This is a genomic window from Roseovarius sp. SK2 (assembly GCF_028807495.1).
Lineage (GTDB): Bacteria > Pseudomonadota > Alphaproteobacteria > Rhodobacterales > Rhodobacteraceae > Roseovarius > Roseovarius confluentis.
Genome location: NZ_JARAMK010000004.1, coordinates 114,453 through 128,728, shown reverse-complemented (window position 1 = coordinate 128,728; position 14,276 = coordinate 114,453). Strand labels below are relative to the sequence as shown.

The window sequence follows — 14,276 nt, the reverse complement described above, 5'->3', positions numbered from 1 at the left end:
TTTTCAAACGCCCGGCAGATCAGCCCGCGATGAGGCCCATCTGTTCGAGCTTCAGCACCACCTGGTGGGCGCAGTTGTCGACATCGACATTTTCGGTCTCGACGCGCAGTTCGGGATTTTCGGGCACGTCGTAGGGGTCTGAAATGCCGGTAAACTCCTTGATCTTGCCTTCGCGGGCCAGCTTGTAGAGGCCTTTGCGGTCGCGGCGCTCGCATTCCTCGATCGAGGTGGCGACGTGGATCTCGACGAAGGCGCCGAAGTTTTCGACGTCTTCGCGCACCGCGCGGCGCGTGGCAGCATAGGGCGCGATGGGGGCGCAGATGGCGATGCCGCCGTTCTTGGTGATCTCGGAGGCGACATACCCGATGCGGCGGATGTTGAGGTCACGGTGCTCTTTCGAGAAGCCGAGTTCCGAGCTGAGGTTCTTGCGGACGATATCGCCATCCAGAAGCGTCACCGGGCGGCCGCCCATTTCCATCAGCTTGACCATCAGCGCGTTGGCGATGGTCGACTTGCCCGAGCCGGAGAAGCCGGTGAAGAACACGGTGAAGCCCTGTTTGGCCCGCGGCGGGCGGGTGCGGCGCAGTTCGGTCACGACCTCGGGGAATGAGAACCATTCGGGGATTTCCAGGCCTTCCTGCAGGCGGCGGCGCAGTTCGGTGCCCGAGATGTTCAGGATGGTCACGTCGTCCTTGTCCTCGATCTCGTCCATCGGCTCGTACTGGGCGCGTTCCTGCACGTAGACCATGTGCTTGAAGTCGACCATCTCGATGCCGATCTCGTCCTGGTGCTCGCGGAAGAGGTCCTGGGCGTCGTAGGGGCCGTAGAAATCCTCGCCGGCCGAGTTCTTGCCCGGGCCGGCGTGGTCGCGGCCGACGATGAAATGCGTGCAGCCGTGGTTCTTGCGGATCAGGCCGTGCCAGACGGCCTCGCGCGGGCCGGCCATGCGCATGGCGAGGTTCAGCAGCGACATGTTGGTGGTGGAGGCGGGGTACTTGTCGAGCACGGCCTCGTAGCAGCGGACGCGGGTGAAGTGATCGACGTCGCCCGGCTTGGTCATGCCGACGATGGGGTGAATGAGCAGATTGGCCTGTGCCTCTTTCGCGGCGCGGAAGGTGAGTTCCTGGTGCGCCCGGTGCAGGGGGTTGCGGGTCTGGAAGGCGACGACCTTGCGCCAGCCCATCTTGCGGAAGAAGGCGCGCAGTTCATTGGGCGTGTCGCGGCGGGCGCGGAAATCGTAATGCACGGGTTGCTGGATGCCGGTGACCGGACCGCCGAGATAGACGGGGCCCGCGGTGTTGTGCAGGTAGTTGACCGCCGGGTGGGCGGAATCGTCGGCGCCGAAGACCTTTTCGGCCTCGTGCGATTTGTCGGGCGACCAGCGGTCGGTGATGGTCATGGTGGCGAGAATCACGCCTTCCTGGTCGCGCAGGGCGATGTCCTGGCCGGGCTCGATGCTGTCGGCGAAATCCTGGGAGACGTCGAGCGTGATGGGCATGGGCCAGAGCGTGCCGTCGGCCAGGCGCATCGTGTCGACCACGGAGTTATAATCTTCCTCGGTCAGGAAGCCCTTGAGCGGGCTGAAACCGCCGTTCATCAGCAGTTCGAGGTCGCAGATCTGGCGCGGGGAGAGATCCCAGCTGACGAGATCGGCCGCTTCGACCTTCAGTTTCTGGGCGCTTTCGTAGGAGACGAAAAGCTCGGGAATGGGGGCGAGGTTGTTCTGCACTAGTCTGGTCCTGTGTTTGAGGGGGTCGAGCCCGCTTCGCGTGCCGGTCAGTTCGGCATGAAGCGCGTCGTATTCGGCGAATTTCCGGGCGAGGAAGTCGTCGGTGAGGCGCAGCATTTCCGCCGCGCCGCGGGAGGTGAGCGCATAGGCAAAACGCTGGCGCTTGTCGGGGCCGGAGCGGTCGCCGATCTTGACGAAGCCGGCCTCTGTCGCCTGGCGGAGCAGGGCGTTGAGGCGGCCAAGGGACACGTCGAGCGCCGCCGCGAGTGAGCGCTGCGAGGCCTCGGACGACCTGTCCAACTGCCGCAGGAGGCGGAAGAGGAGGTCCCGGTCGGGCAGGCCTTGTTTTGCATCATGCGCGGTCATGCGGCGACTCAAAGTGTGTTCACGCGTGAACACATATGGCAGGTGACCTGCGTTGTGAACCCCTTTCGGGCCGAAAACACTAAAGTTGCGGATATGTTGCGCGAAGCGCCGCCGGTTTTACTCCGCAGCGGACATCGGTGCGGTGGCGGCCCGGGCCTGCCGGACCTCATCGTGCAGCCATGACCGGAAGGTTTGGATCATCGGATCGTTCGCGCGCGCCTCGGCGCAGGCGACGGAATAGATCACGTCGGGCATGGTGTCGGTGTCGAAGAGCCGCACAAGGCGCCCCGAGGCCAGCGTGCCCTGCACCATCGCATCGAATGCCATGGCCACGCCGTGGCCCTGTTCGGCGGCGGTGGTGGCCAGTTCGCAATTGGGAAAGGTGGGGCCGGCCGGCAGGTCGGGCGAGCGGAGGCCTGTGGCGGCGAACCACTCTGCCCAGGAGTCGTCGGTTTCGTCATACATCAGGCGCAGTCGCAGCAGATCCTGCGGGCTGCGGATGTTCTCCCGTTCCTTGAGGTCGGGGCGGATCACCGGATAGCGGCTGGAGGTCATCAGCGGTTCGGTGTGAACGCCGGGGTGGTGCGCGTCGCGCCACTGGATCACCACGTCGCTGTCATTGGACGAGAAATCGATGTCGGGTGCGCCCGTCGAGACGCGCAGGCGGATCCGGTCGCCGAAGGAGAGCCCGCCGAGGCGTGGCACCAGCCAGCGGGCTGCAAAGCCGGGCGTGCAGAGCACGCGCAACGGTTTGTCCCCGGCCTCGCGTACCGACCGGGTGCTGTCGTCGAGCAGGTCCAGAAGGCCGGTGAGCTTGCCCGCGTAGGCGCGGCCCGTCAGCGTCAGGTCCATCCGGTTTCCGCTGCGCTCGAAAAGCGCGGTGTCGAGATACTCTTCCAGCGCGCGGATCTGGTGGCTGACGGCAGAAGGCGACAGGCACAGCTCTTCGGCTGCGTGCTTGAAGCTTTTGTGGCGCGCGGCGGCCTCGAACGCCTTGACCGCGGCGAAGGGGGGCAGGTGCCGTCCCATGGCAGATGAATTTCCTTCACTGGCACATGAAAAATGGCCTTTTGCGCCGGGGCGCGACCGCAGCTTAGCATTTTAGGGACATCAATCCAAATCCCGAGAGGAGGTTGCCATGCGCATCCTGTCCCGAGCCGGCCCATGGTCGGCGCGTACCGGCCTTTTCTGTCTTGTTCTCAACGCGTTTTGCGGCGTCGCTTGGGCGGCGGATCTGCTGGCCTGGCGCGAGGCGAAAGCGATGCCGGAACTGGTAGAGCATATGGAAGTCTGGCTGGACCGGCATACGGATTTGCCACGGCGGGCGGTGGCGCCAGAGATCCGCCTGACGTCGCAGGCCACGGTGGCGCGGCTGGCGCCGATGCGGGCGGCCTCGGAGTCGTCGCGTACACGCGGGCTTTACGATCCAGATAGCGAGACGATCTGGCTGGTGCGGCCGTGGAGTGCGAAGAACCCGTATGACGTGAGCGTCCTGTTGCACGAGCTGGTGCATCACCGGCAGGCGGCGCATGGGCATTGGTATTGCCCGGGGGCGCAGGAGTTGCCGGCCTACCGGGCGCAGCAGGCATGGCTGAATGCCTTGGGGCTGGAGCCGGATGTGAATTGGGTCGCGGTGGTCCTGGAGGCGGGATGCACGCCGCGGGATATTCACCCGGAGTGAGTGTCACGTGGGTTTTTACCCAACCTACGGTGCGGGGCATTGAGTGGGGACGTCCCGGGGTGAACCCGGGACGTCCCGCTATTGGGTAGCTCAGGCTTGCGGGACGTAGGCCTCGGGGGCGGGCGCGTCCTCGGGGAGTTCGGCGATGAACTTCTCGGCATCCAGCGCGGCCATGCACCCCATACCGGCAGACGTCACGGCCTGGCGGTAGATATGATCGGTCAGGTCCCCCGCGGCGAACAGGCCGGGGATCGAGGTGCGGGTGGAGCCGGCCTCGACCTTGACGTAGTCGCCGTGATGCATCTCGACCTTGCCCTTGACCAGCTCGTTGGCCGGGGCGTGGCCGATGGCGATGAAAACGCCCTTGCAGGGAATTTCCTGCGTCTCGCCGGTCTTGGTGTGCTTGACGCGCACGCCGGTGACGCCCTTGGGATTGTCGTCCCCCAGCACCTCGTCGAGTTCGTGGAACCACAGGGGTTCGATCTTGGGGTGTTTGAGCAGACGGTCCTGCAGGATCTTTTCGGCGCGCAGCTCGTCGCGGCGGTGGATGAGCGTGACCTTGGAGGCGAAGTTGGTCAGGAACAGCGCCTCTTCGACGGCGGTGTTGCCGCCGCCAACCACGACGATCTCGTCGCCGCGGTAGAAGAAGCCGTCGCAGGTGGCGCAGGCCGACACGCCGAAGCCCTTGAACGCGTCCTCGGACGGCAGGCCGAGCCACTTGGCGCGCGCGCCGGTGGCGAGGATCACGGCGTCGGCGGTGTAGGTGTTGCCGCTGTCGCCCTTGGCGACGAAGGGGTGCGCATCGACGTCGAGCGACGAGATGATGTCGCCCACGATCTCGCAGCCCATGGCCTTGGCGTGGGCTTCCATGCGAACCATCAGGTCGGGGCCCTGTACCTCGGTGTCGCCGGGCCAGTTCTCGACCTCGGTGGTGGTGGTCAGCTGGCCGCCGGGTTCGATGCCCTGAACGAGTATGGGTTCCAGCATGGCGCGGCTGGCATAGACACCGGCGGTATAGCCCGCGGGCCCCGAGCCGATGATCAAAACCCTGGTGTGACGTGTTTCGGCCATGTCCGATCCCCCTTGATCCGTGAAGCGGGGCATGCGACGCCCCGTCTGAGTCTGGCCAGATATAACGGGGCCGGGCGGGGGTGTGTAGCCCCGCAAGGCCGGTATGCGGGAATCGGGACGACATTTTCTGTCTCGAAAGGATATTGCGCTATTGCGAAACAATATTGCGTGTGGCGGTGGCGGTGCTATAACAATCGCGAAACTCACGGGAGGATGAGATGCCTGCGACCCGCCTTGACGACATCGACCGCATGATCCTGGCCGAATTGCAGGCGGATGGACGCATGACCAACGTCGAACTGGCCCGCCGGGTGGGCATTTCGGCGCCGCCCTGCCTGCGCCGGGTGCGCACGCTGGAGGAGCAGGGGTACATCAAGGGCTACCACGCCGACGTGGACGCGCGCGAGTTGGGATTCGAGGTGCAGGTCTTTGCCAGTGTCGGGCTGGTGAGCCAGGCGGAGGCAGACCTGAGCGCGTTCGAGTCGCGGTGCCGGGAGTGGCCGCTGGTGCGCGAGTGTCACATGCTGAACGGCGAGGTGGATTTCATCCTGAAATGCGTGGCGCCCGACCTGAGCACTTTTCAGAGCTTCCTGACCGGAGAGCTGACGGCGGCGGAGAACGTCGCATCGGTGAAGACCTCGCTGGTCATACGCTGTGCCAAGGACGAACCGGGCGTGCCCTTCGAGATCCTGGAAGAGCGGCTGAGCCGGTCGGCCTGAGCGGCGCTCAGAAGCCGCAGTAGTCGGAGCCGTAATAGCGATAGCGGAACGGGTTGCGGTCGAGCACCTCGATATCCTCGCGGTTCGACACTGCGATGACGGCATTGTTGGCGCCCATCAGGCCATAGCCGGCATCCTGATAGATTTGCAGCAGCTGCGCCTCGGTCAGGACGCAGGCGTTCACCTCGAAAATGTAGCGGACGAAATCGTCGGGATCGTTTTCGCGCGGCGGGGGGCGGTCGTTTGCGGCGGCGGTCTGGGCCAGGACAAAGATGGCAAGGCAGGTCAGGTGAAAATGGCGCATTTGGAAATCCGTTTTGGCTCAATGAGCGGAGTTTGCGCCGTTTGCCGAGGCGCTGCAAGCGGGCAGGCCTGCGCCTATTCGATCTTGAGTACGTGGTACATGTCGCGCGTCAGCAGGAGCTGACCGTCGATCACCTCCCACAGGTGCATGTAGCGGCCGAGGATGCGCTGTTCGCCCACCATGACGACGGTTTCGCCGATTTCGACCGCGCTGGTGTCGAAGGCGCGGATGTCGAAGGTCTTGAACTGCAGGTCGCGCGCGCCGGCGGCGAAGGCTTGGGCGTAGTGCTGGGTGATGGCTTCGCGCCCGAGGATCGAGGCTTCGCCGGGTGGCAGGAGGGCCGCGTCGGGGGCGTAGAAGCCGGCGAGGCTTTCGGCGTCCTGCGCGTTGTAGGTGGCGACGAAGGCTGTCATGCGGGCGATGACGGGATTGTCCTGGGCCTTGGCCGGGAGGGTCACAATCAGGGCAGCGGCGAGGGCGAGGCAGGTGGTGAGGCTGATCGCGAACAGGCGGGGCATGGGAAAAGACTTTCTTCTGGAAATGGAACGGGCGGTCAGGGCGTGCCGTCACGATAGCGATGTTGCGCGCATCGGCGCAACGGGGGCGCGTCCGACGCGGGGTCAGAGGTGTTTCGTCAGTCCGGCGATCCAGCCCGGGGCGTCGCGGGCATCGACCACGGCCTCGCGGATCAGCCAGTCCATGTGGCCCGACAGCAGCTTCAATCGCGACGGTTCGCGGAAAGCCAGGTAGAAGCGGCCCACGTAGATCACGCCCATGAGCGGGCCGAAGAGGGTAACGGGCGCCGAAAACAGGTTGTGCGCGTCGAAGAGGTTGAGGCGCAGGGACGGAAAGAACGTTTCGGCTTGTTCAACGAGATGCAGGATCTGTTCGCGACGCGCGTCGCGGTCGAGTCCCTGCCAGTAGCCGGTGCCGCGGGCGAAGGCCTCGAGCTCGTGCCGGGGCATGGCGATTTCGTACTCGGTCGCCTCGCGCCGGAGCCAGTCGAGATTGTCCTGCATGGCGCGCACGGCCTGTCCCGGTGTCTTGCCGAGGAAAGCGGCATATTCCCAGTGCATCACCGCCTCGGTCTTGAGCATGTCGGGCAAGGTGGCGGGGACGTGGCGGATCTTGTACCCGCTGGCCTCTCGGTGCCAGTCGAGCAACTGGGCGTCGGCGGATGTGCGGTCGGCTTGGGTCATGCTGAGGGCGGCCTCGATCACGTCGCCTGGGCGTTCGGGGCGATCGGTGAGGCCGAGCAGCCAGTCGGAACTGACCCCCAACGCCTCGGCGCAGCCGGCGGCGAGGTGGGCGTTGGGCATGCGGGCGGCCTCGGTATCGAGCAGTTGCGACACGGTGGAGCGGCTGACGCCGGTCTGGCGCGCCAGCGCGCTGAGATTGGTGCCGGTCATCGTCATGGCGCCGGTCAGCCGGTCGCGGAAGATCGTGGCGCGGGCCTGTTTGTTCATATCAGTGCTTTTTGTCCAGTTTTATGGACATCTGCCAGGTTTGTTAAGCAAAGGCAGAATACAGCACAAGACGCTGCGATGCTAGTTGAAGGGCAGACGAGAAACGTGACGCGGCAAGGGAGCTTGGGATATGGACACGAAAAAACGCACGCTGGCCAAGGCGACAACCTGGCAGGCGCTGGGCCTGTTGGTGATGACGTTGATCGGGTTTTTCATGACAGGATCGGTGGCCGAGGGCGGCGCCTATGCAATGATCACGGCGACGATCGGTTTCGTCACTTTCTTTCTGCACGAACGGGTCTGGGCCGGAATCGGCTGGGGCCGGTCCTGAGCGGGCCAGGTCAGACGGGCAGCCCCTGAAGCGGCAGACGCGGGTGGCTGGTGCTGCCGAAATCCGACGGTTTCTTCACATGCGGAAAGAGCGACAGGAAGAGCGCCAGCATGTTGGGGCCCATGGCGCGCTCGAACCCGGGGCCGGGATGGAAGCTTTCGACCTCGATGCCCGAGGCGCGCAGGATGGCATGGCGGCGCAGGCAGAGGTGATAGACCGTCACGGGCCGGGGCGGCACAAGTTCGATCACGTTCATGCCGTCGACGAGGTCGCTGGCCGGTGTCAGCACGCGTTCGCGGCCGAAGCTGTCGCGCAGGCCGGGCGGGCGGGCGAGGATGCGGGCGCCGGGGCCGGCGGTGAGGTTCGCCTCGGGCCGGCCCAGTCCGAAGGAGTCGGGCATGATCCGGGTCAGGCGGCAGGCGGTCTGGTCGACGCCGAGCGCGGCGGGAACAAGGGTCATCGACCCGATCCAGATCACGCGGGAAGGACCGTGATCGGCGGTGGACACGCTCATGCCCGGTTCGAGATCCTGCACGGCGACTTGTCCGGAGGGCGTCTGCAGCAGCGTGCCATGGGAAAAGGCGGAGAACGCGCTGTCGAAGATCGGAGCGGCCGGCGCGATCTGTTCGGTCCAACAGGGCGATCCGTCCGGGCGCAGGTAGGCCATCTGGAACTTGCGCATCTGGCGCGGCGATCTGGCGGCGGGAGGGACGTGCGCCGGGCCGGTGCGACCGGGGGTGCCATCTGTGTTGCGCGCCACCGAGAGAGGGGCGGCGATTGTCGGGGTGCCCATGGTGCGATCCTTTTTAGGATCATCACAACCGCGTCGGCCCCCACCGACAACGACAGAGGGATGGTCCGTCATGTGCGTTATGGGCTCAATAAAGGCGGAAACAGCGAATTGTAGTCAAATTTGGGCGGGTATTGTCAGACGTGACCGAACAATTTCCCGAAACCCGGCGATATTGTCTGCAGGGGCGGGACCGACCCGCCACAATTCAATCCAGGGAGTGGTTCGAATCAACAATGGCCACCCCTTGGAAAGAGGCGGCCATCGGCGGTGTCCGGGGATCGGGGCGTGGTGTGGATCAGGCGATCCGAAGCGCAGACGGCTTGGGGGTCACGCGGTTGGCGTAGCGCACCCGGCGCGAGAACGGCAGGTCCGGGGTGTCCTGCTGGCTTGTTTCGATCAGGGATTTCATCCAGCGCTTCTTCATGGTCTTTCCTCTCAACTTTTTCTGCCTCGCCGCCTTTTGGGGCGTGTTGTTCTGATGCCCTCATATTCCCCCCGGTTTGGGGCCATGGTTGGGCGTCGCAACAAAAATTTCGAAAATTTTTGGGGTGGCGCGGGCTGGAATGTGGTCGACCCGTCCCAATCGTGCAGGTTCAGTAAAACAAGGCTATTCGCGAGGTCTGCGTCATCAATCCGGGGTGTGGAGGTTCGATTGTTTCCAGAATTGAGGCAATCTTGTGGGCGCACTTGCCCAGATCGCGACAGAATTGGGCCGGCTCGGGTATGACCAAAGCCTAAAGGCGGATGGCGGAGATCAGGCGGCCGTAGTCGGCCTCGCCCTTGTGCGTGGCGCGGCGAAAGGAAAAGAAGCGGTCGGCGTCGCTGTAGGTGCAGTGCCGTGTCCAGCTGGCGTCGCCCACGCCTGCGGAACGCAGGCGGTGCAGGCCGAAGCCGGGCAGGTCGAACTGGTACTTGCCGGGCTTGCCATTGGTGAAAAAGCGGGTGTTGTCGGGGTTGTCGTCGGCGAAGCGTTCGAAGAATTCGGTGCCCACCTCGTAGGCGGGCTGGCTGATCGAGGGGCCGATGACGGCGGTGGTCCTGGCGCGGTCGGCACCGAGGGTTTCCATCGCGTCGAGGGTGGATTCAAGGATTCCGTCGAAGGCCCCGCGCCAGCCGGCATGGGCCGCGCCGATCACCCCGGCCTTGCGGTCGGCAAAGAGCACCGGCTGGCAATCGGCGGTAAGGATCGCCAGCGCAAGGCCCGGCGTGGCGGTGACGATGGCGTCGGCCTTTGGCCGGGTGTCGGAGGGGCCGGTGGCGAGATGCACATCGGTGGAATGGGTCTGGTTGGCGGTGACGAGGTGATCCTCGGGCACGCCCATCGCATGGGCGACGCGGGCCCGGTTGATCGTCACGATCTCGGACTGGTCTGACGAGCCCTGGCCGCAGTTCAGTCCGTGGAACACGCCGGAAGACGCCCCACCCTTGCGGGTAAAGAAGCCGTGGGTGACAGGTGCGAGACTGTCGTCGGTGAGGATTTCCAGCGTCATGGGTCCAGTCCGGGTGGGGGTGCGGCACCCTCGGGATAGAGCGCCATCACCTTGAAGAGCGTCCCCATTTCATCCCGCCCGGTCAAGCGGCGAAACGCGGCATGATGTGCCTGGAGCATAGGGCCGCTCATTTGCGTGGCAAGGGCCTCGGCCCGTTGGGTGATGCCGAGGCGCGAGAGAAAGAGCGCCTGCGGCGCGAGGCGCGTGGTCTTGCAGGTGCCGCGGGCGGCGTCGGCCAGCGCCTCGAAATCGACGTGGGCCGAGAGGTCGGCCATGCCCGGCGCGGCGAGGATGTCGGCGCGGTCGTGGCCTTGCACGGCTTGCAACGTGTCGCCGAGCGAGCGCCAGTCGCCGTAGTCGATGACGAGCGCCGCGCCGCCATGCGCCCCGATGCGGCGGGCCAGCGCGTCGATGACCGAGGCGGCCGCGGGGCAGGTCTCGACGATGTCGCCCTGGGATGTGTCTTCGAGCCTGTGGGCGAGGGCCGGTTCGATGCGTTTCGGGCTGAGGCCGAGGGAAAGGGTGCCCTCGGCCAGCCCGACGACACGCTCGCACCAGCCGTCGCCCTGCCGCTGGAACTGGCGGACGGGCAGCGCATCGAAGAATTCGTTGGCGATCGAGAGCGTGGGAAGGGCGGGCAGGGTGTCGGCGCTGTCATGCCAGGTTGGGGCATGGGCGGAAAGGGTTTCGGACTGGTGGTCGCGCAGGGCGGGGGACGTTTCCACCAGGTGCAATTGCAGGGCGTCGTGAAAGCCCGGGACGCCGCGCGTGGCGCGCAGGGCGTCGGCCATCAGGGTGCCACGGCCGGGGCCGAGTTCGACCAGGGCGACGGGGTTGGGTGCCCCCTGATCGAGCCAGGCTTGCGCAAGACAGAGGCCGACGAGTTCGCCGAACATCTGACTGATTTCGGGGGCGGTGATGAAGTCGCCCTGTTCACCGAACGGATCGCGGGTGGCGTAGTATCCATGTTCGGGGTGCATCAGGCAGGCGGCCATGAACGCGTCGAGGCGCATGGGGCCGCTTGCCGTGATTTCGGCTTGGAGGATGTCCGCCAGCGCGGTCATCCGGTGGCGGTGGAACGGGCGTGCTTGCGGTAGGCCAGAACCAGCGTGATGAGCCCCATCGCGATCATCGGGATGCAAAGGATCTGGCCCATCGTCAGGCCGTAGCCGTTCACGTGCCACGCCAGGCCCAGCGGATTGCCGGGGCTGACGAACTGCGCGTCGGGCTGGCGGACGAATTCGACGATGAAGCGCCCGATGCCGTAGCCGGCGAAGAAGATGCCGGTGGCGGCACCCACGCGCTTCAGCAGGCCGCGGCGGAACACGAGGTAGAGCAGGATCGCGCCGAGGATCAGCCCTTCGAGCGCGGCCTCGTAGAGTTGCGAGGGGTGGCGGGCACAGATGCCGACGGCCACACCGGCGCAGTCCTGCGCGGCAGCACCGGGGAAGATCACGCCCCAGGGCAGGTCGGTGGGGCGGCCCCACAGCTCGGCGTTGATGAAGTTGGCGATGCGGCCCAGCAGCAGGCCTACGGGGGTGACCGCACAGAGGATATCGGCCACGGTCAGCCAGCGGATGCCCTGCAGCTTGGAATAGGTGATGCAGGCGATGATGACGCCCAGAAGCCCGCCGTGGAACGACATGCCGCCCTGCCAGATCAGCAGGATCTCGGCCGGGTTCTGCAGGTAATACATCGGCTGGTAAAAGAGCACGAAGCCCAGCCGCCCGCCCAGGATGACGCCGAAGATGACCCACGTGGCCAGATCCTCGACCTGTTTCACGGTCATGGGCGCCACGTTGTCCTTCCACAGGTGGGGGCGGTTCACGGCCATCACGACCAGCCGCCAGCCGATCAGGATGCCTGCGATGTAGGACAGGGCGTACCAGCGCAGGGCGATCTCGAACCCGAAGACGGTGAACGAGAAAAGCTCGGACGAGATGTCGGGGAAGGGGATCGCTGCTTTCATGGGCGCCGTTCTGCTGTTGGGTCGCGGCGAAGTCAACCTTGCCCCGACGCGGTTTGGTGCCCATATAGAGGTCAAGTGTAACGGAAGGTAGAGCGATATGCAGACGCGCAACAAGGTTCTGGACGATATCAGCCAGCTGATGACGAACGCCATGGGCGTGGCGCAGGGCGCCAAGCAGGAGGCCGAGACGGCGATGTCGTCGATGGTGGACCGCTGGCTGGCCGACCGCGATTTCGTCACCCGCGAGGAGTTCGACGCGGTGCGCGCCATGGCGCAGAAGGCCCGCGAGGAGAACGAGGCGCTCAAGGCGCGGCTGGACGCGCTGGAGAAAGGCGCGAAGTAAGGCCTCTTTGAAAGGCTGGAACATGTGGCGCGGTTCGGCAACGAGCCGCGTTTTTTCGTTCGGGTGGGACAACTTCGCCGCGCGGTGGGGAAAGCGGATTCAAGGTCCCGGATATGGCTTGGGAGCATAAGGTGTCTGCGCGGAGATGCTGACGGCGCATGCGCTGGCGATGGAGGTCGATGGCGGGTTCCTGAACCGGCAGGTCAAGGCGTGGACCGCAAAGGTCGGCGCCGAGATTGACGCCTATCGCGATGAGATGCGGCTGGACGCGGAGACGCGGGCAGAGGTGGGTTTTCACCCACCCTACGCGGTTCCGGAAAGCTTGATTGCCGGTAAGATTCCGCGCCTCGGTCGGCAGGAATCGGCACGATGCTGCTGACGGGCCGCGGTTCGGCGTCTTCGGGAAATCGATATGGAACACGTGGCGCGGTGGCTGCATTTCCCCTCAGATCCACGCGGGCCGACCGTCCGCAAAACTGAAAAGGAGGATCCGAGATGAAAACGACCCTTACTTCCACGCTGACCATTCTGGCCTTGGCAACCGCACCTGTCATGACCTTCGCCGCGAGCGACGAGGCCAGCAAGGTCGAGACGGAAAACGAAGCAAGCGTGACGGAACAAGCTGGCGATACGGTCTATGCGATCGGTGAGAGCGCGACCGACACGGCACAGGCCGGGGTCGATGCCGTGGGTGGCGTGGCAGAAGACGCCTATGATGCCGCAAGCGACGTTTCGGCGGAACTCGACGCAGCCCTGACCGGCGACGCGAAGGTTTATACCACCGATGGTGAGCTAATCGGCACGTATAACGATGCGGACTCGCAAGGCAACATCGCAGTCGTCGACCTAGACGGCGAGATGGAAGGCGCAGATGACCGGGCCGTCGAACGGGCTGGCATTCCGCTGAACGCCCTGATGGTCGGTAACGACGGCGGCGTGACCGTCAACATGACCAAGGCCGAGTTCGAGACCGCGCTGAAGGCGCAGGCGAGCACGACCTCGGGCGGCTAAGTCGCCGGATACATTTTGAAATTCAAGTCAATGGCTGCCTTCGGGCAGCCATTTTCATTTTGACGAGCCCGCTTTTGATTGCGGTGGACCGCGGGCGCAAGCATAAGGGCCGCCGGTGCAAGAGGTCCCGGATCAAGTCCGGGACGGCGGCGCGGTGAAGCAGGCTCATCCGCACCCATCGCTTGATGAAATTTTCATGTCATCCACAACTTATTGCGGTTATCCCCAAGAAATAGCTTTACAGGTCGCAAATCCCCCCTCACCATATCTTGTAGGAAAAGCGGGAATGAACCCCTTTCCTAGAGCAGGCAGCTAGCGTTTGGGGCGCTGCCAGCCCCCGCTACAACACACGAGGTGGCGCCATGGCACTTTCCGAGCAATACTTTTCAGAAGACCTTCATCCCATCGACATCGTCGAACACCTAGCCGAGCATCACGACTGGGATTTCGACCGGATCGGCGACGACCAGATCGCCATGGCGGTGGAAGGACAGTGGCGGACCTATTCGATCACGCTGGCCTGGTCGGCCTATGACGAGACGCTGCGCATGGTCTGTACCTTCGAGATGGAGCCGCCGGAGGACAAGCTGCCGGCGCTTTACCACGTGCTGAACGACGTGAATGACCAGTGCTGGGCAGGCGCCTTTACCTTCTGGGCCGAGCAGCAGTTGATGGTCTACCGCTACGGGTTGGTGATGACGGGCGCGCAGGCGATCAGCCCCGAGCAGATCGACACGCTGATCGGCGCGGCGGTGATGAGCGCCGAACGGTTCTACCCGGCGCTGCAACTGGTGGTTTGGGGCGACCGAAGCCCGAAAGAGGCGCTGCAGATTGCCATCGGCGAGGCGTATGGTCGGGCCTGACGGCGCACAATTTTAAGGCGAACGGGGCGTGCCGGGTGGCGCGCCCTTTTTCTTTTGCGCGAGGTGCGGCCGAGGTTGGCGCTGGCGTATTGCAGGGACGCAATGTGCGGATTATCAACCCGGGTAAAGACAAGGAATGA

General features: G+C 64.8%; 18 protein-coding genes. 7 read left to right on the top strand and 11 right to left on the bottom strand.

All coding sequences use genetic code 11. The features are described 5' to 3' along the window. Positions 1 to 19: 19 nt before the first annotated feature. Together PVV74_RS09865 and PVV74_RS09860 are read right to left on the bottom strand one after the other, a co-directional pair. Positions 20 to 2,095, bottom strand: a complete 2,076-nt coding sequence (locus PVV74_RS09865) for a bifunctional sulfate adenylyltransferase/adenylylsulfate kinase (RefSeq protein WP_103763304.1) — start codon at positions 2,093 to 2,095, stop codon at positions 20 to 22. Positions 2,096 to 2,212: 117 nt separating this feature from the next. After that, the gene (locus PVV74_RS09860) at positions 2,213 to 3,124 is read right to left on the bottom strand and encodes a LysR substrate-binding domain-containing protein (protein ID WP_274593045.1); all 912 of its coding nucleotides are present in this window, start codon (positions 3,122 to 3,124) and stop codon (positions 2,213 to 2,215) included. A gap of 109 nt (positions 3,125 to 3,233) precedes the next feature. Between PVV74_RS09860 and PVV74_RS09855 the strand changes: the two genes are divergently transcribed. Further along, complete coding sequence (locus PVV74_RS09855; RefSeq protein WP_274593044.1) at positions 3,234 to 3,776, top strand: DUF6647 family protein; 543 nt, start codon at positions 3,234 to 3,236, stop codon at positions 3,774 to 3,776. Between the two features lie 90 nt (positions 3,777 to 3,866). Here the strand turns inward: PVV74_RS09855 and trxB are convergent, their stop codons facing one another. Continuing rightward, positions 3,867 to 4,847 carry a thioredoxin-disulfide reductase gene (gene trxB, locus PVV74_RS09850; RefSeq protein ID WP_103763451.1) on the bottom strand — a complete coding sequence of 327 codons (981 nt, stop codon included), beginning with the start codon at positions 4,845 to 4,847 and terminating at the stop codon, positions 3,867 to 3,869. 218 nt (positions 4,848 to 5,065) lie between these two features. Here trxB and PVV74_RS09845 point away from each other — a divergent pair, with 218 nt between their 5' ends. Next, complete coding sequence (locus tag PVV74_RS09845) at positions 5,066 to 5,566, top strand: Lrp/AsnC family transcriptional regulator (RefSeq protein WP_103763307.1); 501 nt, start codon at positions 5,066 to 5,068, stop codon at positions 5,564 to 5,566. Between the two features lie 7 nt (positions 5,567 to 5,573). Here PVV74_RS09845 and PVV74_RS09840 read toward each other — a convergent pair whose 3' ends face one another. From PVV74_RS09840 to PVV74_RS09830, 3 genes are all read right to left on the bottom strand, one after another. Next, positions 5,574 to 5,870, bottom strand: coding sequence for a hypothetical protein (locus PVV74_RS09840; protein WP_103763308.1), 297 nt, complete (start codon positions 5,868 to 5,870; stop codon positions 5,574 to 5,576). 74 nt (positions 5,871 to 5,944) lie between these two features. Then, positions 5,945 to 6,388: a YybH family protein gene (locus tag PVV74_RS09835; RefSeq protein WP_274593043.1), complete on the bottom strand. Its 444-nt coding sequence runs from the start codon at positions 6,386 to 6,388 to the stop codon at positions 5,945 to 5,947. A 102-nt stretch (positions 6,389 to 6,490) separates the two neighbouring features. Next, the gene (locus PVV74_RS09830; RefSeq protein WP_274593042.1) at positions 6,491 to 7,336 is read right to left on the bottom strand and encodes a helix-turn-helix domain-containing protein; all 846 of its coding nucleotides are present in this window, start codon (positions 7,334 to 7,336) and stop codon (positions 6,491 to 6,493) included. Positions 7,337 to 7,466: 130 nt separating this feature from the next. Here PVV74_RS09830 and PVV74_RS09825 point away from each other — a divergent pair, with 130 nt between their 5' ends. Next, positions 7,467 to 7,667 (top strand): DUF2061 domain-containing protein, encoded by a 201-nt coding sequence (locus PVV74_RS09825; RefSeq protein ID WP_103763311.1) that lies wholly within the window; start codon positions 7,467 to 7,469, stop codon positions 7,665 to 7,667. A gap of 10 nt (positions 7,668 to 7,677) precedes the next feature. On the opposite strand, the gene PVV74_RS09820 is transcribed toward PVV74_RS09825, so the two are convergent. The 5 genes from PVV74_RS09820 to lgt all read right to left on the bottom strand — a co-directional run bounded on the left by PVV74_RS09820 (position 7,678) and on the right by lgt (position 11,919). Then, the gene (locus tag PVV74_RS09820; protein WP_274593041.1) at positions 7,678 to 8,460 is read right to left on the bottom strand and encodes a Hint domain-containing protein; all 783 of its coding nucleotides are present in this window, start codon (positions 8,458 to 8,460) and stop codon (positions 7,678 to 7,680) included. A 295-nt stretch (positions 8,461 to 8,755) separates the two neighbouring features. After that, entirely contained in the window at positions 8,756 to 8,884 is a 129-nt protein-coding gene (locus PVV74_RS09815) for a hypothetical protein (protein ID WP_274593040.1), read from the bottom strand. A gap of 310 nt (positions 8,885 to 9,194) precedes the next feature. Next, positions 9,195 to 9,950 (bottom strand): peptidoglycan editing factor PgeF, encoded by a 756-nt coding sequence (pgeF, locus tag PVV74_RS09810; protein WP_103763313.1) that lies wholly within the window; start codon positions 9,948 to 9,950, stop codon positions 9,195 to 9,197. Continuing rightward, complete coding sequence (locus tag PVV74_RS09805; protein WP_274593039.1) at positions 9,947 to 11,014, bottom strand: class I SAM-dependent methyltransferase; 1,068 nt, start codon at positions 11,012 to 11,014, stop codon at positions 9,947 to 9,949. Before PVV74_RS09805 ends, pgeF begins: the two co-directional genes overlap by 4 nt. Next, positions 11,011 to 11,919 (bottom strand): prolipoprotein diacylglyceryl transferase, encoded by a 909-nt coding sequence (lgt, locus tag PVV74_RS09800; RefSeq protein ID WP_274593038.1) that lies wholly within the window; start codon positions 11,917 to 11,919, stop codon positions 11,011 to 11,013. Before lgt ends, PVV74_RS09805 begins: the two co-directional genes overlap by 4 nt. A 97-nt stretch (positions 11,920 to 12,016) precedes the next feature. Here lgt and PVV74_RS09795 point away from each other — a divergent pair, with 97 nt between their 5' ends. The 4 genes from PVV74_RS09795 (at position 12,017) to PVV74_RS09780 (ending at position 14,136) form a co-directional block, all read left to right on the top strand. After that, a complete protein-coding gene (locus tag PVV74_RS09795; RefSeq protein ID WP_103763316.1) occupies positions 12,017 to 12,262 on the top strand; it encodes an accessory factor UbiK family protein in 246 nt (81 codons plus the stop codon). A gap of 145 nt (positions 12,263 to 12,407) precedes the next feature. Further along, positions 12,408 to 12,641: a hypothetical protein gene (locus PVV74_RS09790; protein WP_274593037.1), complete on the top strand. Its 234-nt coding sequence runs from the start codon at positions 12,408 to 12,410 to the stop codon at positions 12,639 to 12,641. Positions 12,642 to 12,757: 116 nt separating this feature from the next. After that, positions 12,758 to 13,273: a hypothetical protein gene (locus PVV74_RS09785; RefSeq protein ID WP_274593036.1), complete on the top strand. Its 516-nt coding sequence runs from the start codon at positions 12,758 to 12,760 to the stop codon at positions 13,271 to 13,273. A 362-nt stretch (positions 13,274 to 13,635) separates the two neighbouring features. Continuing rightward, complete coding sequence (locus PVV74_RS09780; protein ID WP_274593035.1) at positions 13,636 to 14,136, top strand: YbjN domain-containing protein; 501 nt, start codon at positions 13,636 to 13,638, stop codon at positions 14,134 to 14,136. Positions 14,137 to 14,276 lie beyond the last annotated feature (140 nt).